The 25,822-nt window shown below is 52.1% G+C and carries 12 protein-coding genes; 7 read left to right on the forward strand and 5 right to left on the reverse strand.

All coding sequences use genetic code 11. From position 1 onward, the window contains the following. Positions 1-611 precede the first annotated feature (611 nt). From CLV88_RS23620 to CLV88_RS18690, 3 genes are all read left to right on the forward strand, one after another. The gene (locus CLV88_RS23620) at positions 612-5,753 is read left to right on the forward strand and encodes a calcium-binding protein (protein WP_165798944.1); all 5,142 of its coding nucleotides are present in this window, start codon (positions 612-614) and stop codon (positions 5,751-5,753) included. Positions 5,754-5,894: 141 nt separating this feature from the next. Continuing rightward, on the forward strand, positions 5,895-11,189 hold the full coding sequence (locus tag CLV88_RS18685; RefSeq protein WP_106609934.1) for an Ig-like domain-containing protein: 5,295 nt from the start codon (positions 5,895-5,897) through the stop codon (positions 11,187-11,189). Positions 11,190-11,367: 178 nt separating this feature from the next. Further along, positions 11,368-13,161 carry a hypothetical protein gene (locus CLV88_RS18690; RefSeq protein WP_165798945.1) on the forward strand — a complete coding sequence of 598 codons (1,794 nt, stop codon included), beginning with the start codon at positions 11,368-11,370 and terminating at the stop codon, positions 13,159-13,161. 656 nt (positions 13,162-13,817) lie between these two features. On the opposite strand, the gene CLV88_RS18700 is transcribed toward CLV88_RS18690, so the two are convergent. The 5 genes from CLV88_RS18700 to CLV88_RS23800 all read right to left on the reverse strand — a co-directional run bounded on the left by CLV88_RS18700 (position 13,818) and on the right by CLV88_RS23800 (position 19,133). Beyond that, complete coding sequence (locus CLV88_RS18700; RefSeq protein WP_106609936.1) at positions 13,818-14,687, reverse strand: class I SAM-dependent methyltransferase; 870 nt, start codon at positions 14,685-14,687, stop codon at positions 13,818-13,820. A gap of 5 nt (positions 14,688-14,692) precedes the next feature. Then, positions 14,693-15,463, reverse strand: coding sequence for a glycosyltransferase family 2 protein (locus tag CLV88_RS18705; RefSeq protein WP_165798946.1), 771 nt, complete (start codon positions 15,461-15,463; stop codon positions 14,693-14,695). Continuing rightward, complete coding sequence (locus tag CLV88_RS18710; RefSeq protein WP_106609938.1) at positions 15,456-17,504, reverse strand: glycosyltransferase family 4 protein; 2,049 nt, start codon at positions 17,502-17,504, stop codon at positions 15,456-15,458. Before CLV88_RS18710 ends, CLV88_RS18705 begins: the two co-directional genes overlap by 8 nt. A gap of 10 nt (positions 17,505-17,514) precedes the next feature. Next, complete coding sequence (locus CLV88_RS18715; protein ID WP_106609939.1) at positions 17,515-18,891, reverse strand: sulfotransferase family protein; 1,377 nt, start codon at positions 18,889-18,891, stop codon at positions 17,515-17,517. Positions 18,892-19,007: 116 nt separating this feature from the next. Continuing rightward, complete coding sequence (locus CLV88_RS23800) at positions 19,008-19,133, reverse strand: integrase core domain-containing protein (RefSeq protein WP_106609954.1); 126 nt, start codon at positions 19,131-19,133, stop codon at positions 19,008-19,010. Positions 19,134-19,261: 128 nt separating this feature from the next. On the opposite strand from CLV88_RS23800, the gene CLV88_RS18725 reads away from it, so the two are divergent. The 4 genes from CLV88_RS18725 (at position 19,262) to CLV88_RS18740 (ending at position 25,810) form a co-directional block, all read left to right on the forward strand. After that, on the forward strand, positions 19,262-19,837 hold the full coding sequence (locus CLV88_RS18725) for a hypothetical protein (protein WP_106609940.1): 576 nt from the start codon (positions 19,262-19,264) through the stop codon (positions 19,835-19,837). A gap of 309 nt (positions 19,838-20,146) precedes the next feature. Continuing rightward, positions 20,147-22,624, forward strand: a complete 2,478-nt coding sequence (locus CLV88_RS18730) for a peroxidase family protein (protein ID WP_106609941.1) — start codon at positions 20,147-20,149, stop codon at positions 22,622-22,624. A 175-nt stretch (positions 22,625-22,799) separates the two neighbouring features. Further along, on the forward strand, positions 22,800-24,332 hold the full coding sequence (locus tag CLV88_RS18735) for a glycosyltransferase (RefSeq protein WP_106609942.1): 1,533 nt from the start codon (positions 22,800-22,802) through the stop codon (positions 24,330-24,332). Between the two features lie 155 nt (positions 24,333-24,487). Beyond that, complete coding sequence (locus CLV88_RS18740) at positions 24,488-25,810, forward strand: UDP-glucose dehydrogenase family protein (RefSeq protein WP_106609943.1); 1,323 nt, start codon at positions 24,488-24,490, stop codon at positions 25,808-25,810. Positions 25,811-25,822 lie beyond the last annotated feature (12 nt).

A 25,822-nucleotide genomic window follows, 5' to 3' on the forward strand; every position in this document is an offset into this window, starting at 1 on the left:
GCACCGACATAACTTACATTGCCAATACAACGGGTTACTGCAACCCTCGTGATCGAATTATTCTCGGCAACCAGGCTCCTGGCACACCAAATACTGTGACGTGTGTCTCACTGTTTTGATCAGAAAAACGTTGCTTTTATAGTAATTTCGCTCATTGTGGATCTTCATGATTATACATTTATTTTAGGTGGAACATGCCAGAACATACCAAGAATCTGGCCGAACAACTTGAAGACTTGGGCCAAGCATATTATGCGCTAAATTCCGCAAAAAGCCTCCGTAAGGCCATAAAGGGGGTCGAAAGCCTCACTGAAAGTCCCCAGATCTTGAGGGATTCAGCAAAGGCTCTTGAGAAAATTGCCGACGGTGCAGAATATTCAGCCAGAGTTATGGGTAAGGTTGGTTTTTTAAAGTTTGTTTCGCGCCCTCTCGATTCCATTGCGGAGAAAACAAAAGCGTGGGCGCAAGGAATTCAGTCCAAGATCAAGAACATTGAATTTTGGGAGCAGGCAAATGGTAAACTTGGCAAAGCCGATAACACCCTCAAAAATGCCTTTGATCAAGCAAAGATCGAAGAAACATCCAGAAAAATAAATGATCTGTCCAACAAGATGGCGGCCGCAAGTGACAAACTGGACGCCGCTTTGGTTTTTGCCAGTTCTGACATTGGAGACGGGGACCCGAAAATTGAAGCGTTGAAACAGCGCATCGCGGATCACGTGGCCCGGATCGAAAGCCGAACCGAAGATGCCGGGGATTTCATAAAGCCTGCTGCGACACTAGCGAAGCCAATTGCAACTGCGATAGATGCCGCCACCGCGCTTCTGTCGTCATCGACGGTTCTCGCAACTATTCAGTCCTTTGCTATTGCGCTTAATGGCGTAGTCTCCGCCTTCAATTACGCTATTGGACCAATCAATAGTGTGGTCAGTAAAGCGAAGCCCGTTATTGACGCCCTAGACAGCATTTTCGGATGGCTCCTAAGCCCTTTAGAGGGCGCTCTGGAATGGATTGTGGAGAAGACGGGCATTGGTGATGTGATCGATTCTCTCGTATCCAAAGTGACTGACCTGTTGCCGAATACTGATTTCCTTGAACCGATTGTTGCCCAATTTACCACCCAACTAACAAACCTTGAGAATTATGTTTCCCTAGATATCGTTGCACAGCTTGAAAGGCTGGTCGTACAACTTGGATCAGACGCGCTTGAGGCAACACTGCGGGGTACTTCCGATAGTGAGGGCGAAGTTTATCTCGGGACTCTCGCGAAACCCGGTCCTGAAACGGCAACGACCAAGGGCGGAAATGATATCCTTCTGGGTGGCATCTACGACGATACGCTGAATGGAGGAGCTGGTGATGACTTCTTCATTGGCGGCGGCGGAGACGACCTGATCATAGGCGGCGCCGGGCGGGACGTTGTGTTGTTTAACGGCAAGATCGAAGACTTTGGGCTCCTTTCCAGGCTCACCCCGGAAGGATTTGCTTCGGGCACATGGGTCATTGCGGATTACAGTGACCTCGGACCAAGCAACAACGGCACCGATACCCTGGAGGGGGTTGAAACCCTGATCTTCGACGACATGGTCGTTGATATCGACGAGATTGATACCTTCATTCAAACCCGCTCAGAAGACGGTGACATTACGCTGGTTACCCAAGAGTTCTCAAATGTCTTCGTTGACGGCGAGCCTGTATTGACCTCAAACGGCGTCGATTGGACATTTGGCGGCGCGGGCTTTGATCAGTTCCTGACAGGCCCCGGAAACGACCGGCTTGCCTCAAGCGACAATGGCCTTGCCTCAGAATACTTCGGGTTTCCTGGAGACAGGCTTGACGGTGGAGCAGGAAACGACACTTTCCTTGTCTCTCGGAATGGGACGTTTGATATCGTTTTGGGCGGGGATGGAGAGGACGCGGTCAACTTCAACGACATGCCGAGGGCGGTTTCAGTGTTTCTCGCTCATGGGCTCTCCGGAGCCCTCTATCGGCCCACCGATGTCGAAATCGATATGGATCCATATGGGCAGTATGTCCCACAGGGATCAATCTTCTTTGGTCCTACCGCCTCCGAATATGTCTCCGAATTTCCGTTCTCAATGATCCAGGATGTCGAGCGGATCAACGGATCGGACTACGGCGACATATTCTGGGGAGATGATCAGGCCAACTTGATCAACGGACGCGACGGTGACGATTCCATTCGTGGTCTTGGTGGCGACGACCTTCTTCTTGGCGGAAATGGGAACGACTGGCTGATTGGTGACCGTGGAAATGACACCCTGATGGGTGGGAACGGTTCAAATTATTATGTTGGCGGATTGGGCGATGACTTCATTGAAGACACGTCAAGTTTCGGCTCGACGGTGTTCTATGGCCCGGAACACGACGGAATTAGATACGCCTACGACATTGATTTTCCAGAGTTTAAAACGACGGGCTATGTGAATGAGCGATTGGATTTGCCCGATGGCATTGTCATTTTAGGCGAGCTCAGCCCTGGTGTGCAGCAGGTGTCCAAATACGCCTCAGGCATCGTTGCAGGTGATCGCATCGGCGTGGATACAATCAAAGGCATTGACGAAATAGTCGGCAGCGCTGGCGCAGACATTATCCAAGCTGCAGACAGCTTACATCAGCTTATTTTAGCTGGCGCAGGAGATGATGACCTCCGGGGAAGCACCGCCGGCAATTCAGCCGCGCTTTTTGGAGGCCAAGGCAATGACCATTTCAGCAGTCAAACGATCGCAGCTGACATGCTTGTGGGCGAGGTTGGTGATGACACGTTTTTCTATCGTGGAGACACGCGCATCGAAGGAGACAAAATTTATGGAGACATTGCTGGTCTAGAAACGGTAATTGGTTTTAACACTCTGGATATGTCTGAGAGCGGCCTGTCTCTCCAACTTTTCTTTGATATTGATACTGGATTTGGGAACGGTTGGACACTTGACACATTGGGACGTAGTGGTGGGACTGCAGATCGCTTCATACCAGCTACGGCCGGTATCTATGGAGCGACGGACTCTGTAGTACCTGATGGGCTTTCGGCGCCTCAAACCCAAGATGGGGCGCTGTTTGGCGCTGCGACCCTGTTCCGAATCGATCTGATTAAAGGCTCCGCCCAGCGTGATATTGTGACTGTCGGCACACCTGGAAGGGCAATGGAGGTTCAAGGCTATGATGGCGACGACGTTCTGTTTGGTAGCCAGCTTGCCTCCGACATACTGAATGGTGGCGCTGGAGATGATGTCCTTGGTACTATCAATCAAAATTCCTACAGTAATTTTGATTTAGAGACAGTCACTACCCTCGCTGGTGGCTCCGGCAATGATCTATTTGTGGCAGGAGATGCGCGAGAGGTCTTCATCGGTGGACCGGATATCGATGAGCTGACTTATGAGGCAAGTGATGCAGCTGTTCAGGTTAGTTTAGCGACAGGGGTTGGGACGGGCGGCTTTGCTGAAGCTGACCAGATTTATCAAGTCGAAATTCTGACCGGGTCTGCATTTGGAGATCTGCTTGTTGGCGATGATCTTGGCAATCTCCTTTTGGGCTGGTTGGGGGATGACACTATAAACGGCGGGGGCGACGCGGATCTCCTCTTTGGGGATGCCGGACATGATCTCCTGCAAGGAGGACTTGGCAATGATGCACTACATGGCGGCGACGGAAACGACACGCTGGATGGTGGCGAGGGTGTAGATACAGCTTCGTTCAACCTTTATCAGATTACCCCTAAAAACCTTGCAGACGGCATCGTGACCGAAGCGGGTGGCATTGTTGCAGATTTGACGACTGGGATTGCGGGAAGCGACACACTCATCGACATCGAAAACCTCGAAGGCACCAATGCAGACGACACATTGCGGGGCGACGAGTTTGACAATGCGCTGGCAGGCGATGGCGGCGACGATTTGCTGGAAGGCAATGGAGGAGATGACGTCCTTCTGGGCGGTGACGGGAACGACACGCTGCGGGGCGGGTCAGGCGACGACTGGTTTAGTGGCGGCGGCGGATCAAACCTGCATAGCGGCGACGATGGTGATGATACGCTCGATTTCGCGGGCCGGGACTACGGCATTACCGTGGTCATGGCCGGGGTCGGTAGCCGGCAGGGCCTCGACACTGGGATTGTAAACAGCCTTGTGGAAGTCGATTTTCCGGTTTGGACAGACAGTCTGTCCACTGAGATCGGGCCAAGCGGGGACCCCGAGGATCTCATTGCGACCGGAACAGACGAAATCCGCTTCACAACGCGCACACTTGACCGTGGTACACCGGATCCCAGCGATGATCTTGTCGAGAACGTGGCTGAAATTACACCTGAACGCATTTTCCGCCTCAATCCGGAATACGCACGTGGCCCTGCCGACCTGCTCCCGGTAGACGGGCTTCCTGATTTTGTACTGCGCACCGCAGAGCAAGCCATTACGGTCGTCGGGCGCTACGTTGGCACAATCGATCTTTTTGATGGGATCGAAACCATCGTAGGCGGATTGGGCGATGATGATTTTCTCGGCAACAGTGAAGACACCACGTTCCATGGGGGTATTGGGGAAGACACGATCCGCGGCGGCGCCGGGTCGGATACGTCCAGCTATCTGGCATCGGAAGCGGCTGTCACAATCAACCTTGGCACGGGTGTGATTGAAGGCGGTGATGCCACGGGAGATGTTCTGGAAAGTATCGAGAATATCACCGGATCGGAGTGGGATGACTCTTTGACAGGTGACGAGGGCGCGAACTGGCTCAAGGGCGATAAGGGCAGTGACACTCTGATTGGGGGTGCCGGTGATGACACCTTGCAGGGTGGCGAAGGTCTCGACAGCCATGTTGGTGGGGCGGGACGTGACACCGTGATCTTTGACTATTCGTCGGAAAACTATACAGCCCGCCGCATCGAAGGTGGCGGACTGCGTATTTTCGAGATCGACGGTGCGGAGCGTTTGGGCGAGGACATCATCGCGGGCGACATTGAAGTCGTGCAGTTCACCGACCGTACATTCGAAATCGCCGACCTTCCCGTGCTTGACGGTACCGCTTATGACGACGTTCTGAACGGCACAGATGTGGGCGATGTGGTCATGGGGCGCGAGGGATCTGATCGCATGAGTGGGAACGGCGGCGCGGACCTGCTCTACGGCGATGAAGGTGACGATGTCATTAACGGAGGCGCGAACAACGACACCCTTATCGGCGGGGCTGGGCGTGACAGGATGGCGGGCGGCGACGGTGATGATCTCTATCAGGTGGATAACCTCAATGATTGGATAGTGGAATTTGAGGATAGCGGTGACGATACGGTTGAAAGCTCGGTTGATCATACTCTTGACCCGGAAGTCGAAACGCTGCGCTTTGTTGGGGATATCGGGCGCACTGGACTCGGCAATGATGGTGCAAACCGTATTGAGGGTACTGCAGCTAATGATCATCTCGATGGTGCGGGAGGCAATGACACTCTGGAGGGCGGCGGTGGCAATGACCTCCTGACGGGTGGCGCAGGTGCAGACACTTTCGTCTTCGCAGCAGGAAATGGCAACGATACGATCAATGATTTCAGCTTTGCCGAAATGGACCAACTCAACGTGCTTGGCTTGGGTTTAACATCGGAAGCCGAAGTTCTCGGTTCGATGGCAGACACTGTAAACGGTGCGTTGCTGTCCGCAAACGGCACAACCATTCTTTTTGACGGACAGTTGGTTGCAGAATTCACTTCATCCACTGGGTGGTTTGATGAGACGATATTGTAGGGGCTATTCAAGCCCGAAAATGGAACGCCAGACCACCCCATTCAAAAAGCTGGTGATCTATTCCAACGTGGTCAGATGCATTTGCAGGGCACGTAGCTCTGTGCTGTTTGTTCGAAACTTTATCGTAAGAGGTTGCTAAAAATGGCAAGTTTTGGACCAAGCTATATCCTGCAAAACGTGGCTAACTATGCCGGGACGTCTGACAGAGATTATTTCCATTTCATTTACGAGTACGGTGCCCCGTATTATGATGTTGGCAGTTCCATAGACGGTGCTGGTGATATAGACGGGGTCACTTTCTCCTGGCGTTCCGTGGAGACCCTTGAAGAGAACGTTATCCTCGATTTGGTTGCAGGGTATTCCACCGACGGAATCACCTACGTGACGATCACAGATGTTGAGAATGCCGAGATATATGTTTTCGGCGGCCAGTTAGGTCAATCCTTTACGATCAACGGCACCGATGGGGCAAACTCTCTACGTGGCAGTGCCACCTCCGCAGAGGGCAAAGCTGATTTCACAATCAACGGTCTGGGTGGCAACGACACGATTTTTGGCGGTCCAAACACCAACATATTGAACGGCGGGGCGGGCGACGACACGTTTTTCGCGGGCAGTATTTACGGAACGGAGACAATGTTTGGCGGGTTGGACGATGACACCTACGTCTTCCAGTCGTTCTCCTCCACAGCCAGAAGCACGGTTATTGAACTGGCGGATCAAGGCACCGACACGGTGGAAACCGAAATCAGCTATACGCTGGGAGCAAATGTCGAGAACCTGACACTGAGGTCGGGCTACAACGAATACGGTCCTGACCGGGTTCTGGACATCGATGCTACAGGTAACAGCCTTGCCAACGTCATTATTGGCAACAGTGATGAGAATAGGATTGATGGCGGCGGCGGTAACGATACATTGACCGGCGGTGCCGGGGCGGATCAATTTTTGATTGGACCTCGGCCTGGTCACATCATCATTACGGATTTTCAGTTTGGTGTGGACAGAGTTAGCAGCTCCAACGCTTGGGGAATCGGGAACCTTCCCACCGTAGTCACTTCCACCGATTTGGACGGCAACCGCATTGACACTTACCTCGGCAGTCATCCTGACAAAACGGGCGACATAACGGTTACTTTTCTTAACGAACTGCCTGTGTTCACAAGCACGCCACCGACAACTATCAATGAAGACGAATTTTTTACCTATACCTTTTCAGCAACCGATCCGGACGGTGATGTCCTAACGCCCAGGGACATCTCTGTTCCGGATTGGATGCAATATGTTGGAACCACAGACGGGCCATCTCAGGTAAACTATTCCTATTCAGGCACACCAACTCAGGCAAATGTCGGCAACGCTTCGTTTAGCTTTGGACTCTTTGATGGCAAAGGCACTGCCACGCAGAGTTTCACCCTAGACGTGTTGAACGTCAACGACGTGCCGGAACCTGTTGACGATAGCGCTGTTACGTTTGAGGACGTTGATGTGACCATCGATGTCTTGGCAAATGACAATGATAGTGACGGCGACATTCTGGCGGTTGACAGCTTCACGCAACCCGACCACGGCTCCGTCTCGGAAAATGAAGCTGGCTTGCTCGTTTATTTGCCGGACGCAGACTATTTTGGTAGCGATGGCTTTGAGTATACTGTCGATGACGGGGAGGGTGGTAGCGCGACGGCGAGTGTTTCTCTCACAATTGAGTCCGTCAATGATGCGCCGGAACCTGTTGACGATAGCGTTGTCACACCTGAGGACAATGCTGTGGCCATTGATGTGATGGCAAATGACAATGATCGAGACGGCGACATTCTGGCGATCGACAGCTTCACGCAACCTGACCATGGATCTGTCTCGGAAAATGAAGCAGGCTTGCTCGTTTATTTGCCGGACGCAGATTATTTTGGCAGCGATGGCTTTGAGTATACTGTCGATGACGGGGAGGGTGGTAGCGCGACGGCGAGTGTTTCTCTCACAATTGAGTCCGTCAATGATGCGCCGGTGGCGCTTGATGATACGCTCAATACGGACGAAGATACAGCCGCAACGCTTAACCTCATCGATAATGACATTGATATTGAGGGTGATCCCTTAACCATTACCGATGTGGCACAAGGTATGTCCGGCAGCGTAACCAACAATGGTGACGGCACCGTAACATATACACCCAATCTCGATCTCAATGGCTTGGACTCGTTTACCTACACTGTCTCAGACGGCAATGGCGGTGTTGATGTCGCGACAGTCAGTGTGACGATTAATCCCGTCAATGACGATCCGGTGGTGGTCGACATTTCACGGATAACGGGCGAGGATCGCCCAGCGATTTTCGCGCTTTGGACAACCGGCAGTGATGTAGAAGGGGACCGACTGACGGTAGCGTCCGTGGGTGAGACGACCAACGGCAATGTGACCATCAACGGTGATGGCACTGCAACCTATTTGCCGGACACAGACTTCAACGGAAGCGATGGTTTTGACTTCACACTGAGCGATGGAAACGGGGGATCCGCCACAGCGCGCGCCAGTGTCACCGTAGTGGCCACAAACGACGCGCCCGTCGCTCTGGAAGACATGGCGAGCACCTTTGAAGACGAGTCCGTCGTAATCGACGTGCTTGCCAACGATTCCGATGCTGAAGACATACAGGTCGCTCTCGTGTCCCTAGGGGTGCCGCTCTATGGAACTGTCGAGCACGATAACAATGGCAACGTGACCTACGAGCCATCTAGCGACTTTTTTGGTATCGACAGTTTCCTCTACACCATTGAAGACAGTGAGGGGTTAAGCGACACCGGCCTTGTCACAGTCACAGTGGAGGCGCGCAACGACGATCCGGAACCGGTCGATGACAGTGCCGTCACCCTTGAGGACAGTGCCGTGGCGATTGACCCGTTGGCAAATGACAGTGATCGAGATGGAGACAGCTTAACGATTGAAAGCTTCACACAACCCGATCACGGGATCGTTTCACAAACCATCGAGGGATTGCTCGTCTACTTGCCGGCTGCGGATTACTTTGGGAGCGACAGCTTTGATTATACCGTTGGTGACGGGGAAGGTGGTAGCGCGACAGCGAGTGTTTCCCTGACCATTGAGGCCATAAACGATGCACCTTTAGCTCTCAGTGATACGCTCGCTACGGACGAGGACACAGCCGCAACGCTCAATCCAATTGACAATGATAGCGATCCGGAAGGGGATAGTATCAGCATCCTGTCTATCTCATCCGGGGGATCGGGGACGACGTCCCTCAATCAAGACGGCAGCGTCACCTACACACCGTCAGAAAACTTCGTTGGCGATGACGTCTTCACCTATCTGCTGAGTGATGGAAATGGAGGCATTAGCACGGGCCAGGTGAACGTGATCGTCGCGCCGACACCGGATGACCCGATCGCTGTTGATGATCTCGCAGCAACCGAAGAAGCCCTGCCGGTTGAAATTGATGTTCTTTTTAATGATTCCGATCCTGATGGTGACACGGTAAGCATTTTGAGCGTCGGCGATGCATCGAACGGCACAGCAGAATTGGGGGAAACAGGGGTAACATATACCCCAGATGCAGAGTTTATCGGCACGGATAGCTTCACATACACTGTCGAAGATGCCACCGGGCGCAGCGCCACAGCAACGGTTACGGTCACCGTAGGCATCAACGATGCCCCAGAGGCTGCGGACGACCGGGTTTACACCGAGGAAGACACACCTATCCTTATCGATGTGCTGTCCAATGATCTCGACCGAGACAATGAATTTCCAACCATCACGAATGTCAGCACTCCGAGTATGGGGTCCGTATCGCTTGTTGATGGCAAAATAGAGTATTCGCCAGACGCGGAAACGTCAGGAACTGACAGTTTCAGCTATACTATTGCGGACGGCGAAGGCGAAGAAGACAGCGCCGAGGTGACGGTTGTGGTGCGTGCCATCAATGATGCGCCGATCGCCGTGAACGATGCCGCCGTCACACAGGAAGACGAGACCGTAACCATCGATGTGATCGACAACGACAGTGACCCTGAAGGTCATGATCTCGCGATCTTGAGTGTCATTGCGCAGGGTACTGGGAGCGCCAAAATCAATATTGATGGGAACATCACATACACACCGGCGCTTAATGTGAACGGAACAGAAGAGCTGATCTACGAACTGATTGACAGCGAGGGCGCAATCAGCTCAGCGACTGTTAGTGTAGAGGTTGAAGCTGTCAACGATGCCCCGGAAGGTGTGGTCACCCTTTCTGGGTTTTCCATTGAGGGGCTCCCGATCGATGCCGTTACAGACGCTCTTAGTGATGTCGATGTGCTTGGCGATTTTACTTACCAATGGCGGCGCAACGGCGAAGATATCGGGGAAGCAACCGGAGAGCGCTACATCCCCGTCGCAGCAGATATCAATAACTTTCTTTCCGTTTTAGTGTCTTACACAGATGGTGGCGGAACGGCAGAAGAGGTTATCTCTGAAGCTTCTGCAATTATTGCGCCAGGCGACGTTATACTGGGTACAGAGGGCGACGATGAACTGCGCGGTACATCAGAGAATGACTTTCTCCGAGGTTTCGGTGGAAACGATTCTTTACTGGGTAGCGATGGCAACGATTTCCTTGATGGTGGGCCCGGCAACGACTTTTTGCGTGGCGACATCGGGGCTGACACTGTAGAAGGCGGCGACGGTGACGACGAAGTCTTTGCGGGCCCAGGAGACATGGGAGCGGACCTCATTCGAGGAGGTGCTGGTAACGACACGATCGGCGGTGCCCAGGGCAACGATACAGTATATGGCGGCACTGGGTCTGACGTGGTTTTTGGTGGGCCCGGTGACGATGTGTTGGACGAGCAAGACACTGATGCCTCTGTTAACTCGCTTTGGGCAGGACCCGGTGCAGACACCGTTCTGGGCGGAGCGGGCAACGAAAATCTCGGAGGTGGGACGGAAGGGGACCTGATTTCTGCAGGTGGAGGTAATGATATCCTCTATGGAGGCAAAGGTACTGGAGCCGATACTCTGAACGGTGATGCGGGCAATGACATCCTCTTTGGCGGTGGGGGAAATGACGTTGTCAATGGTGGTGCCGATGACGACTTGCTGTTCAACGGAGGTGGTGATGACACAGTCACTGGTGGCTCTGGGTCCGATGAACTCTGGGGTGGTGGTGGCGGTGACCTTCTGACCGGCGGCGCTGACGCTGACACCTTCGCTTTCGCCTCAGGCAATGGGGATGACACGATCAGTGATTTCAGCTTTGCCGAGATGGACCTTCTGAATGTGCTGGGTCTTGGCCTCACCTCTGAAGGAGAGGCTCTCGGCGCAATGACGGATACAGCAAATGGCGCTTTGCTATCCGCAGACGGTACTACTATTCTTCTTGAAGGTCATACAGTTGCGGACTTCACAACGAACACGGGCTGGTTTGACGAAACGATTTTGTAGGGGCCGTTGCATTGATCTTGAGATTGGGCGCCCCGAGAATTTGTGATTTAGGTGTTTGATCCTAAGGTTTGATGGCGCAATCTAGTCATAGGAACGATGAAAGTTTCAGGGTGGGTAGGCCACTTCTTTTGTCAGCTTCCCTCATTTAGTATGTTTCGATTGTCCGATTGAGAGTTATTTGGGGTTCTATTTTATGTCGGCGACAAGAGGTGACAGCAGAAAACCAGGTTCATATTTTCAGCTCGAGCGCGTTTATACTGGTCCTAACATTCATTCCTCTGATCCAGTGGTGAGAGTAAGCTGGAACAATGGGTTTCTCAAGAAACGGTCATTTTTTGAATCTCTTTCGGTGATGATGGAGGCTTCGGCGAGCTGGGTTGAGTTATTGGACACAGATGCTGAGCTAGACCCGAGTGATGTCGCACTTGCCGTTGGCACGTTTTTGACAAACTGGTCGTGGAAAATTCTTAATGCGGAAAGAGGTTTTGTGAAGTCGCATGGTTCCCAACGGGACGGAGAGAGAGTGATATCATGGATTGGATATCATGATCCAACTTTGAGCTTACAGGTCTTGGACCATGCAGCTGAAAGCATAAGGCGATTGTCCTTCGATCAAGATTGGGCCACTTGGTTTGCAAGGTCGACAGCGTCCATTCTGAAGATTTGCCGCGTTAAGCATCCTGACTATCAAGCTAAATTTTTGATGCAGGCTGCAGATGCTCTCAATATCCCATATTTCGCAGTTCCGTCCATGCCACGCTGTTGGCAATATGGATGGGGTCGCAGAGGAGCTCTCTCATTTGAGACTGGAATAGCAGAAAATAGCTACCTTTTCCACCAAACTGCCCGCAACAAACCAGAGACTAAGGCGTTTTTGCGATCCTTGGGTTTCCCGGTAGCGCGGGATTGTGTTGTGCGCTCGCAGGCCGGGCTGTCAAGAGCCCGGAGAAGAGTTGGCTTCCCCTGTGTGACCAAGCCAGTCGATGGAAAGCAGTCACGAAATGTCACGGTCGGAATTACATCCCCGGATCAACTTTTGAAAGGTTTTGAAGAGGCTTGGCAATTTAGTAGGGGACGGGTTCTTATTGAACAGATGCTGCAAGGCGATGTTCATCGTTTAATGGTTGTTCGGGGAGAATATCTTTGCTCTGTTCGCCGCGTCCCGGCGAGCGTTATTGGAGATGGTATTTCCACTATTGAAGCGTTGCTAGACGAGAAGGAATCTAATCGCTTGGCCGATCCTGCTAAGGCTCTTTATGGGTATGCCGTGCCAAGAAATGATGAAATGAAGAAACGTTTAGCTAAACGGAGTTTGTCTCTGGATAGCGTTCTTCCGGAGAATTTTGAATACCATCTTTTTGACCTCCCACGTACGAGCCTTGGTTCAACACTTACGGACGTGACGAATATTACACATCGCGACGTCAAACAGATGGCTATGGCAATCGCGGAGGCTATGAGGCTGCAATGTATAGGTATCGACTACATCTCAAGAGACATTTCTTTGCCCCCAACGAGTACCTGTGGTTTTTTGGAAGTAAATTCGGTGCCAAGCATCCAGATTCCACTTGTCGCTGGGATCAAGCATGAAAAATGCGTCAAGGCGATCCTGGGACAAAGGGCTGGTCGTATACCTTCGACACTAAAAATTGTTAGCGGTGACGAGTTCAAAGCACATAAACAACCGGAAGAGAAGCAGCACGGTGAAGGATGGGTCTGGGGCCAAACTTGCGGTATCGGGCCTATGAAGCTGGTCCCAAAAACAGCTTCAACATTCGAGTGTGCAAGAACTCTTTTGATGAACCCTCGTGTTCAGCGGATCGACATTGTGACTTCCGTAGACGATCTCGTCAAAAACGGCCTTCCTTTGGATTACTTTGACCATATTGCGTTCCCGGATGGCAGCACTACAATTCCTCCGGATTGGCAAGCACTCCTTCAGCAGATGATGGGAGGAACGGCAGACCGATAGTTTGCTGAGTAACTCTATTGCGCGAGCGGCATGCCTAGATGAAACACGATACCTTCATCGGCTGTTTTTCATTGTCTGAACTGCTAAAAGAATAAGATCAGTGAGAGGTTTGGTAGCCGGTCTCGAAATTGCGGTCATCGATGCGAAAACCGACATCCCCTCTGACCCAGCCCCTTGATCCGGGCCGTTTGGATACAGAATCCATTCCAGTTTCTTTCTTGTGATTAAAGCGTCCCGCCGAAAACCTGAATCAGAGGGATTCCCACGCGTATGATTTTGTGATTCATCCTGTTTGGGAGGGTGGATCATGTCAGCACCTTTGCCAGACGCGCTTCGGGCGCGGTTTCAGCGATACATTGAGGAAGGGTTAAGCGGTCGCGCGGCGGCATTGCGCCTGAAACTTGAGGTGCCCCTAGATTTGTAGACGCTTTGCCCCCTAATTTTGAGGCAAGGAGGCCGACATGGGGACAAGCAATTACAGCGATGAGTTCAAGCGCGATGCGGTGCATCAGATCACGGTGCGTGGGTATCCAGTTCGGGAGGTTTCCGAACGATTACTCACCCAACGAGTGCTGGAATTACTTCACCGCTGCCGGATACGTCGCAGGTTAAAGGCGGGACGCTTTAGGTTGCGGTCAAGGTCTGCTGAGTGGAGCTTAGATGCCCTTGGTGTTTTTCAGGATGATCACGTCCTGAAATCCGGGGTGGCGGCGGCGAAACTCGGATACTTCAAAGATGCGTCCCCAAGTTTTGTGGATGTAGTCCAGTGAATAGAACACATTGCTGCTGTAAGACTTGTCATTGCGCCAGCGGAAAACCTTGCGGTCTTCGGTCATTGGCTCGCGCTCTTCCAAAGGTGGAAAATCTTTGTGGTTTTTCAGTCCTCTATAGAGCGGCCAACTCTCTTCGAGATCTAGCCAAGAGAGATGAGAATGGATTGTGATCCAGGCGATGGCACCGGGCTTCATGACTCGGCGCAATTCCATCAGCCAAGAGGTCTCGAAGGCTTCGATATGGGTGAATACCGAATAGGCTGACACCAGATCGAGATAACTGTCGGGCAGTGGCAGGGACGGGATCGAATGATTCATGAAGGCGGTGACCGTGCTGGGCAAGTGGGTGTTCACCCACTCCACATGGTGCCGGTTCAGGTCAGACCCGAAGGTTTCGATCTGTGGTTCCTGTACGGCGAAATGGCGGATCACCCGACCGGAGGCACAACCGAAATCTAAGTAGCGATGCACGTACACATTGTTGCGTTCAGCACAATCGAGCAGCATCTGCATGTCGCGCAGCCCGCTGGCCCAATAGCTGAAATGGCGTGGCCCATAATAGCCTTCACGGGCGGCTGTGGGTGGGATTGGATACGTGTCCACCTCAAGGGCGGCATAGAGGTCACGGGTTACCTTCTCCCACCTCGACGAGTGGCCGTCGGCTTCAAGGTGCTCTTTCGCTGGTGGCAGGGTGGATAGGTCCGGCTCTGTATGGGCGTTACGTGAAATGAAGTCTTCCCAGATACCATCCATGACGATTACCTATTCCTTTTGATGATACGGGAGTAATAATTGTGATCCAGCAGACTACCTTCGTCGATAGCTGTGCCTGCCACCTGCCGTATGTGAACTTTTGCGCCGGAAGCAAGAACTGTTTGTGAAATATCCCGCCGCCGTTTGAATATGATCGTGTCGCGTATGGTGACATGGGTCCATCCTGCTGCTGTGGTTTCAATTGCCCATTGCCAGTCTTCGTAGGCGTAGCCGTCTGCTACGGCGCGATTTGCGTAGGGGTGGTCTAGCCAAACCTGGCGCGGAGCCATACACAACGCATCAAAGGGATTGGAGACCAGAAGATATTCCGGCAGATACAGTGGGTCGTTCTGCGACGGGACAACCAGCACGCTCTTGCCAGCGTCAAACAACCAGTTCAGCTCGGGTCGGGCGATATTGCGGGCGCCCTGATCATCGGCTTTCTGCAAGAAAAGCAACGCCTCGGAAAGCCAGTTTTCACTGTAGAGATCATCGGCATCCAGAAAAGCCATAAACCTTCCGGTTGCGCGTTCCGCCAGCGCATTGCGGGCTTGGCCCTGATCAGCGAAGGAGAAATTGATCCGTTCCCAGGCGTCAAACCGTGGCTGGGAGACAAAGGCGCGGGTTTGGTCGGTGCAATTGTCCAGCCCCATCAAGAGTTCGAAAGAGACCCCGTTTTCTTCAACCACAGCCAAGGCCCGCTCCACGCTTCGCAAGGTGGGCCCCAGAAGGATGGATTCGCCATGCGCCAGAAGACCAATGGAAAGATCAACCATGAGTTTCATCTCCGTTTTCTTTCTCCAATCCGGCAAAGCTGCCAACCAGGGTGGTCAGTTCGAAATTGTCCCTCTCTTTCATCATCTGTTCGCGTAGGCGTGTGGCGCATGCCCGTGCCTCGGTAGATCTGCCCAGAATATCGCGCAGGGCTGCGACATAGGCGTCGACATCATCGATATCTTCAACCGGCCAGCTCAGATCATCCTTGAGTACTTCCGATGTGCCACCTACGACCGAGCCCACAATCGGGATTCCAGTCATACAAACTTCCAGAAGCAGATGCGGTACCCCATCCCACTCAGAAGTGTAAAGCCAAGCATCGCACTCCTCCAGTGGCAAGTCGCTGAAGGTTTCGTAGGACCCTTCCAGCACAATGTTGTGGCGTGCAAGAGTAGAGTCATCAAACTTGCCTAGGATCGCTTTGCCCCAAACGCGAAAGATCACATCCGGCATACGCATGGCGATCTGAGGTAGCAGATCCAACCGTTTTTGCCGGGCAAACCGCCCCGACCAGAAGACCTGCCGCGGCCGTGTTGGTTTGAGAGGAGGTGCAGGCGCTAAGGCAACGGAATAGTCCACCGGCGCAGAAATCACGCGAATGCGTGCGTGCATAGCTTCGGGCAGCGCAAACCGTTCGATCAGCTCAGCTTTCAGGAAATGGCTATCCACAAGCAGTTCTTCGCACCAGTCAAAACATCGGTAGACATATTTCACAGGATACCCAACCCAAGTTCCAAGAACACTTTTCTCGTTACAGAACAAGTAATTGTAGATCTTCATCTCGCGCGACATCACGGCTTGGTATGTCACTTGGCACACCCAGGATAAGCGGCTGTTAATGTTGAAGAAGGCGATAGGACGAAGGCTGCGCAAAAATGTCTGCAGAACATCGATGGCAACATCTTCTGCACTGCCTTTTGTCGCCGTTTTTAAACTCACTTGCCGAATGGCAGGATCAAAGCGGCCCGGTGTAATCTCATCATTTGTGTCGGTATATATAATCAGGACAGATTCTGGCCCATAAGCCTCGGACAGAAATTTGGCCAGATAGCCTTCTTCCTTCAGGCCGCAGCCCCAGCGGGGGCGGTTGACCGCAAGCACAAACTGCGCGCGCTGATATCCTGCGGCGTCGCGCAGAGCGCACAGGGCATCTAGCTTATCACTGGTGCGGGGTGTGTGAAATGGCGGCATCTTCGGCGCGAAAGCCTCCGGCCAGCTGGCGCCAATTAATGGATCCAACTCCGTGGCCCCTGCAACCATTTCTCCCAACTTACCGTATTTCAAACGATTCAGCAGGTCGGTGCGTCGCTCTACCATTTCGTGAGCAACTTCGGGTGCTTTCAGCCCAAGCAGCTGTTTCGCAATCAGCGGAAGCTTGTGGTTTGGGTCTCCCAACCGACCATTATGGAGGCCGACCTGGAGCCAATGTACAAAAGGGTTGGTCCCAGATTTTAGGAGGTCGTGGGCTCGCGTTTTGTACATTTTTGTGCTGAAATGCGGAGAGGGGTTGAAATTCTTGCCCGCACCGATTTGCAAATAGTGTTGTATGGGATTAAGCCCCGAGTACAAAACCTCCGGGTGGCGAATGACGTAGAACTCCGGATCAAAGGCACGCGCGATGATCGCGGCACTCGCTTCATATTTTGGGCCTATCTCGAGGGCCATGGAATCGGCAATTCTGGCACGCAGGTGCGCATCCATATGCCAGCTTTCGCGATGCAACATCGGCACTTGCGTGGGGACGGCGAAAGATGTGACCGGTGAAAAGTGGTGGTTTTTTTCCTGCCCAACCTTCAAGTAATGCAGCAATGCTCCGCCGGGAAACAGCATGGCTTCCGGATACGCCTTCTCGTAGGCTTTTGCGTCAAATTGCGATGACGGATGGCGCCCCAGACGCCCCCCGATCTTAAGATAGTGATCCGCGGCTTCAAGATGGCCATGAAGCACATCCGTATAAGCTGTGACATACCATTCCGCGTCAAACAAATTGCTGTTTTTAAGGCGCGATAGGTCAGTTGAGGTGGTTGCGGGAAGGTTCATGGCTGACCTTTCATGACTTCATCAGGCGTTTGATCACACGAAGGCAGCGCCGCGGAATGTTAAGTACCTTTCTCGCAACGCCCCCGAGCCCACTCTGAAGAACCGCAGCATTCTTGGCGGTCCTGTTCTTCGCCGCTTCGTGTTTGGCGGCGCGCGTCATGGTGGCATAGGTGTCGAGCCGGGTGCTAAATTCTTCAGACGAGTCGTGGAGTGTTTTGCGCACTTCAGAAACAGTTGCTTGAAGGGTCAGCATTTCCTGAACAAGAGTGGCTTTTTCGGTTTCCAATGTTGTGACGCGCTTTTGGTAATCATCTGCGACTTGGCGCACCCCGTCCTGCGCATGTGCCAGGGATTCGGCCAGCAGTGCTTCGGCGCTTGCAAGTGTCTCGGAATTGGCTTTGGCCTCGGCTAGCGCCAGAGCTTTGGCTTCGGTTAGCAGCGCTTCAGTTTTTGTGACCCGGGCCAGCGCCACCGCCGCGGCATTGCGGTGTTTCAACGCCTCCTCTTGAAGCTTGATGTTGTTTTGTTCGAATTCGCGCGCATGGACTGACAAAGCGCGGCATTCCTCGGCAAATCTGCGATAAGCGGGTACGGATTGATCGAACGCGTTGGCAATCTTGTCTAGCTTACTCCGATCACCCTTAGCCACAATATCTTGACTCCAGGCTTTCATGATTTCATAGGCATCCCTGATCCAAGGGCTCATCGCGGAGTCCTGTAGAACGGCCGCGTCTCCGGCATGGTGATGGCACCACTCATCTGATAAGAATGTATCGATTTTTTTGGCGGCGGAAGCCGAGGTGTTCGGCCAGATCAAATCCAGATTCGCGGAGATCCGGTCAGTGACCTGACGCCAGTCCACCAGAAGATCATCGTAATGTACGAAAACTCGGGGGATGTCTCGGGTGCTACACTCGGCGGCCAGCATGAAGCGCAGCCACGACACCAGGCTCTCTCCCTGAAGGATACGATTGCGTTTATGGAGCGAATTCGCGATATCTAGGGGATTGCGAATGGGTAGGACGCACAATGTCCGAATGCCTATCTGTTGCAGGGCCTCTTGCCACAAGGGAAACAGTAAGCATAAGCGGGGATCTTTCATGACGAATAAAGGCGCGTCGCCAAATTCGTCGTCAATCAGCTGGGCCGCTCGGGCGACAAAATCCTGTTTCAGCTCTGCGGGAACTTGATCTAGGTCGGGAGGCGCAAAATCGTACCAGTGAGAGCCAACCGTCCTTAAAAACTCATCATTCAGATCGACCTGAGGCTGGCTTTCCCAGAAGCCAAGATCATTGTCGTTCTTGCGACTAGCGACCAGCGTATTAGGCAGAGAGAGTCCGAGGAACTTGAGAGTTCGCGTGAAAGCTGACGAGCCGGAGCGATGCATGGCCAAAATGATTATACAAGTTTTCAATTTGTGAAATCCAACCTTTGGTAGTGTCGATTTTTCTGGATAATCGAGCTAGAGGTGATCAGCTCCACTTGAGTGGTCCGGTTTGAGTGTTAGTGCATGATTGGCTTGGGTTCCATTGGGCAATATCCCGAGGCACTATGAGGTCGTTTTGTGTTGTAGTGTTTCCTCCATTGGTAATCCCCCCATTTTTGATGGGGTCCAACCGTAGAATTCAGGCGGCTGTTTTAAGTTTCATAGCGGGTGTGATGTGGACTGCCAAAATCATTCTGACGTTATGTATTGCAACCAGCGTTAAAAATTCGGAAATGTACAACTGGCTACAGTGGTCTGATAGGTGCTTAGAATGGAAAAAGAATCGAGGCTGGAAATCCGCAGATTCACAACAGACTACGCCGTACGGGAAGATCGCATTCGTATTTCGGTTGAGACAGAAGATAGCCAAATCTACATTATGTGGCTAACCCGGCGCCTAATGATTCGGATGATCCCGGAGTTTGTGAAGTATCTCAGTGAAGTGGTTCCTACGCCTACATTGGGCGTTGAAGATCGAGCTTCTGCTGCCCCCAACACCGCTACCCGTGTAGAGTTGTCCGACAATGCGCAGAGGCAGCGACAAATAAATGCGCTAGGTCATATTGAACACCAAAACCCCGTCAAACCCAAAACACCCGATCAGGTGAACTGCGAGGAATTAATCACGTCTCTTAAAGTGCAATTGGGTCGCAATGGTGTTCTGGTCAATTTTGTTGCAGACCAGGCGTCCGTTCAGAAGATGCCATTCGCACAAGATAGTCTGCGACAATGGCTGGGAATTTTACATCATCAGTTCCGCAAAGCAGGTTGGAATGATGATGTTTGGCCAGCCTGGATTATGGCTAAGGGCTGGAACCAGGGGCCTGATGCGTTGCGTTTGAATTGAGTAAAGGTTCTCCTAAACTCTTCGCTACGCGATCATTGCAATCTACGGGCATTGATGAGCTACAGGCCCAAATCGTGCCAATATGGTTCTTTCGATACTTAAGGAGCGCATTGCATCGCCCGATGCCGTGGTGATCTTCGCGCCCCTTGAGGTAGATCACGGAAGAAATTCGAAAAAGATGCGCTGATATAGGCTCTTTGCATGCGTATCGGCTTGATCTAGTTGCGTCGTGGGAGGCATTTGCCGCAAAATGTCACTAATCGCCTTATAAAGCGACCATGACCAAGGCATATCTGGAGGGTTTCTACTTTGTCTGAAGAATACGCTACTCATGTTGCGAGCGGAAGCCGCGCGGTAGGTGCTGAGGGGGAAATCGATACCCCTATCAGCCGCCTAACAGCCTCTGCGTACGATGACGGGGTGGAGAGTGTTCGAATTGGTCCCAATGCCGCGCAGGTTGCTTTTGGTCTTTTTGGCCAAGGGCAGGAAGATTTACCTAATGCTTTGGGGGTTAGCGTCTTCTGGACCTACTGGGGTCAATTCTTGGACCACGATATTAGCCTAACGCCAACAAATAGTGGAGAATTTGTGGACGTGGCCGGTCTGATCGCACCGGTCCAGAGGTCCGCTTATGTTTCAGATGGAACGGCTGGAGACATTCGAGCGCAGGTCAACAAAATCACTCCCCTAATCGACGCGTCAAATGTCTATGGATCAGACAGTGAGCGTTTGACTGAGCTTCGGACATTTGACGGAGGGCGGTTAAAAACCTCCGAGGGATATGATGGTATTGACCATCTACATCTAAATATGGCGCGATTGGAAAACGCTGGCGATAATGATCCGGATAACCCGCTCTATGTTGCAGGCGATGTGCGAGCAAACGAAAATGTAGCACTGACGGCCATTCATACAATGATGGCCAACGAGCACAATTATTGGTCTGATCGGTTAGGAGAGAAGCATCCTGATTGGTCTGATGATCAACTCTTTGACGGTGCCCGATCTGTTGTGGAAGCGCTTATTCAGAATATTACCTATTCTGAGTTTCTACCACTCTTGCTTGGTCCTAATGCCTTGTCCCCACTTGCAGACAGCTCGGAGGGTGTCTCCGAGCAGGTAACCAATGAGTTCTCTACCGCGGCATATCGGTTCGCACATTCGACGGTTTCGTCTGAGCTTTTGCGTTTGAAGGAAAATGGCGATGCTTTAGGCGAGGGGCATCTTTCCTTGGCGTCGTCGTTTTTCAACAACTCCGCAATTTCTGAGAACGGAATAGCACCAATCATGAGAGGACTTGGGACTACGGATGCTCAAGAAATCGACACGAAGGTTATTGACGAACTGAATCTCTTTCTTGTCAATGATGCGGGGATGTCAGGCTTTTCTCTTCCGGCTCTGAATATTGTTCGGGGGCGGGACCATGGTATTGATACCTATGTTTCTGTCCGCTCACAGTTGTTGGGTGACATCGATCTAGAGGCTCTAGATCCGGCAGATTTCAGCGTTATTACTCGCGATGTTGTTGTACAGCAGGACTTGGCTTCGGTTTACGATTCTGTCTTCGATGTAGACTTGTGGGTCGGCGGCTTGGCTGAGGAAAAAATACCAGGGGCGATGGTTGGCCCAACATTCCAGAATATACTGGTTGAACAGTTTGCGCGTCTACGCGATGCGGATCCTTTGTGGTTCCAAAGGCGAAGCTGGACGGACGAGGGACTTTTCGAAGAGATAATAGGAACTCGCCTCTCCGATATTTTAATGCGCTCTGCTGGTGTGGAATGCATGCAGGCGGATATCTTCCTGACGTCAAATCGCGTTGGAGGCTCTGAGGGGGATGATGTTGTTGAGGGGAACTGGGAACGTGATTTGATGGTCGGCATGGAAGGTGACGACTTTATGGATGGTCACGAAAGCGCGGATGACCTGTTCGGCGGTGCTGGAGACGATACGCTTTTTGGAGGAGATGGCGACGACCACATCCACGGAGATGAAGGGGCTGACTTTTTGAATGGTGGGAGCGGTCACGATTCAATGAGTGGCGGTCTCGGTAATGATGAATTATTTGCCCAAGACGGGAATGATTATCTGGCTGGCGGTTTGGGCGATGATGTTTTGGGCGGTTCCGCAGGAAACGACTCCCTATATGGAGGTATGGGCTCTGACATTTCCTTTGGTGGCGACGGCGACGATCTGATCTATGAAATAGAAACGGATGAAGAGTCCAATACGGCTTGGGCGGGTCAGGGCGACGATACAGTGATGGGCGGCGGCGGGCACGACGTTTTCGGCGGCGGTGCTGGAGACGATTCCATTTCCAGTGGGAATGGTAATGATGTGATCTACGGCGGCGCTGGAGAAGGGCGGGATATCCTCAATGGAGGGGATGGAGCAGACACGCTGTTTGGTAGTGGCGGTAATGATCAGATCTCTGGTGGGGATGGAGATGACATCATCTTCAATGGTCAGGGGGATGACCATGTGGAGGCGGGAGACGGAAACGACATTCTCTGGGGAGGCATTGGAAACGATCTTTTGGAAGGCGGATCGGGAGCAGATGTCTTTGTTTTTGTCGAGGGTAATGGTGAGGACACGATACGTCACTATTCACTCGTGGATGACAGGATTGCAATTCTGTCGGACAATATTGCGAGCCTTGAAGACCTCACATTGTCTCAGCACCGCTTTGAGGCTCACATTGCGTTTGATGATGTAACTATAATTCTGGAGAGCGTGCTTGTAACGCATCTTACAGAAGATCACTTCTTGTTTGATCTGGCGTTCTGAGCCGAAAAAGGGTCGCGACGCAGTAAGGTAAATGTCCGGTGAATTACATGGGTCACGGACCTGCCGCGCCCCCGGATGAGAGGCTTCCAAAATGCAGGGATCTGACCTTGTCTCGCTATGCTCCACAAGATAACTCTTGGCGGAAAAGAACATCTTTTAAGGGTCGGGCTCACCTATGCACATACTGTATTACAACTGGGTGGACTATCTTGACCCCGAAAAACGTGGCGGCGGTGTCACTGTCTATCAGCGTAATTTGATCGAAGATCTCAAGGCAAGACCAGATATCCGCACCGATTTCCTTTCATCGGGCATCACTTACGATCTTACCAGCCAAAAACCGCGTTGGCAGGTGATTGGCGAGGAAGGGCCGGGAGAGTGTCGGCGCTTTGAGATTGTCAATTCTGGGGCCCTTGCGCCATCGCATCACTCTTTCGGAGCGTCTACCCAGCTTCATCACGAGGAAACGACCCGGACCTTCAGAGATTTTCTCCATCAGAATGGGCCATATGACATCGTCCATTTCAATAATCTGGAAGGGATTCCTGCTGAGATCTTAAAGTTGAAGGAAGAATTTCAAGACACCAAATTTGTACTCTCTTTGCACAATTATTATCCGTTCTGCCCGCAGGTAAATCTCTGGCATAGAGAGGCTAAAGCCTGTGAAAACTTCGACGAAGGTCGTAAGTGCGCATATTGTCTTTTGGGACAGGCCAATCCGAAGGCAGTCCGCTATGCGAATGCTGTTTCGGCCAAATTGAAGCGCCATGGAATTCAGCCTGGAACGCCTGCCTTTGATGGGTTCTTTTTCCCTTTGATGAGAATCGGCTACCGTACCTCAAAACTTTTAAGCAGGATCTCTGGAGTGAAGAGGCCGCAAGGGTCGGACAACCCCGCTGAACCGCGTGAACAGAGCCCGACAGACAATCCGCGAGTTGCTGCTGTTCTCGAATCCATTGAGCCACCATCATCTCAGGGCTTTGATCTTCGTCGCCGCGAAATGGTCGACTTGATCAATGCATATTGTGATAGTGTGATTGGCGTGTCCCGACGCGTCACACGGATAGCTTCCAATTTTGGAATCAAGGATACTTTGCTAAAAACCATGTATATCGGAACACAGCATGCGGACCGGTTCCTGAATACAGATCCTAACTTTGAGCTACCTCGGGCAGACGGAACACTCAGTTTGGCATTTTTGGGATATGCTCGAAGGGACAAAGGATTCTATTTCTTACTGGAGTCCTTGGAGGAACTTCCGAAGGAGCTGGCTGCACGCATCCATCTGATTATTGCTGCCGCTAATACAGACAAACCAACACTCGCGCGGGTTTCTGGTCTTGCCGAGCGCTTTGCCTCAATCAGGTTTGCAGATGGGTATTCGCACGATAACCTCGATGAGATTTTGCGGGACGCCGATGTTGGGGTTGTTCCAGTTCTTTGGGAAGATAGTCTCCCACAGGTCGCCATTGAAATGCATGCCCGTCGTCTTCCTCTTCTGACCAGCAATTTGGGTGGTGCCCGAGAGCTGGCCAATAGTGACAAGCTGGTCTTTCAGTCTGGGTCTGTCTCGTCTTTTCATGACACGGTTGAGGCGTTGCTCGGTGGCGACATCGATCTGCAAACGTATTGGCAGGAAGCAATGCCACCAAAACAGGTCGGCGAACATGTCGATGAGCTTCTGAATCTTTATGGTGAGGTCTCCTAGTTTTTTATGCTCGTGCTACCATCATCGACTGTTGTTCTGGATGGTGTTTGTAGGGTGCCACCAGAAGTTCAGACTAAGGGTACCAAAGCGAAACGTTCTGCCGAAAAAAGAGTTTTAACACTGGGAAAACTGAGCAATCTTAAGGGGTATTTCGCATGAAAATCGCGATAATTGGGACGGGTTATGTAGGGTTGGTTTCAGGGGTATGTTTTTCAGATTTCGGGCACAATGTTGTTTGTGTTGACAAAGATTCAAATAAGATTGACACCTTGAAACGGGGAGATGTGCCAATATACGAACCCGGGCTGGATACGCTCATGCTAAAAAATGTCGAAGCCGGGCGTCTCAACTTTACCATGGATCTAGAAGGCGCGTTGGATGGAGCTGAGGCTGTGTTCATTGCAGTTGGCACACCGACTCGGCGCGGGGATGGACATGCGGATTTGACCTATGTAATGGCCGCTGCCGAAGAGATTGCGACAGTGGCTAAGAACTATATCGTGGTTGTGACAAAATCGACGGTTCCAGTCGGCACCAATCGCAAGGTTAAGCAAACAGTGGCCAAGGCCAATCCGAATCTGGAATTCGACGTCGCTTCAAATCCTGAATTTTTGCGGGAAGGGGCTGCCATCGACGATTTCATGAAACCTGATCGAGTGGTTGTAGGGGTGCAATCGGAGCGCGCAGCTGAAGTGATGAAAGAAGTCTATCGACCACTTTACCTACGAGATTTTCCGGTTGTGACCACCGGTTTGGAAAGTGCCGAAATGATTAAATATGCGGCTAATGCATTCCTGGCGGCAAAGATCACTTTTATCAATGAGATTGCCGCTCTGTGTGAAAAGGTTGGTGCCGATGTGAAGCAGGTTGCGAACGGTATCGGACTCGATAACCGGATCGGCAACAAGTTCCTGCATGCCGGACCGGGCTTCGGAGGATCGTGTTTTCCTAAAGATACGCGCGCACTTGCGCGGATCGGCCAAGAATATGCCGTACCCATGCAAATCACCGAAACAGTGATTGAGGTAAATGAGGAAATAAAACGGGGAATGATTGATAAACTTCTCGGTTTGTGCGGCGGTACCTTCAACGGTAAGACCGTCGCTGTCTTGGGCGTTACATTCAAGCCAAACACTGACGATATGCGCGAGGCCCCGGCCTTGACCATCGTGCCAGCACTGATAGGAGGGGGAGCCAAGGTGCGTGTCTGTGATCCACAGGGCTATCGTGAGGGAGCGGAGCTTCTGCCGGGCGTACGTTGGGTAGAGGATGCTTACAAGGCGGCAAATAATACTGATCTTGTGGTGTTGCTGACGGAGTGGAATGAGTTCCGTGCCCTCGATCTCAAGCGGCTGGCGAATAAAATGAACACCCCTCACATGGCTGATTTGCGTAATATCTACTCTGCAAGGGATGCCAAACGCGCTGGTTTTGCCGCCTATGGTTCCATCGGGCGCGGTGGGTTCGGAGCAGCGTGAGGGTATCTAGAC

The sequence above is a fragment of the Shimia abyssi genome, from assembly GCF_003014475.1.
Lineage (GTDB): Bacteria > Pseudomonadota > Alphaproteobacteria > Rhodobacterales > Rhodobacteraceae > Shimia > Shimia abyssi.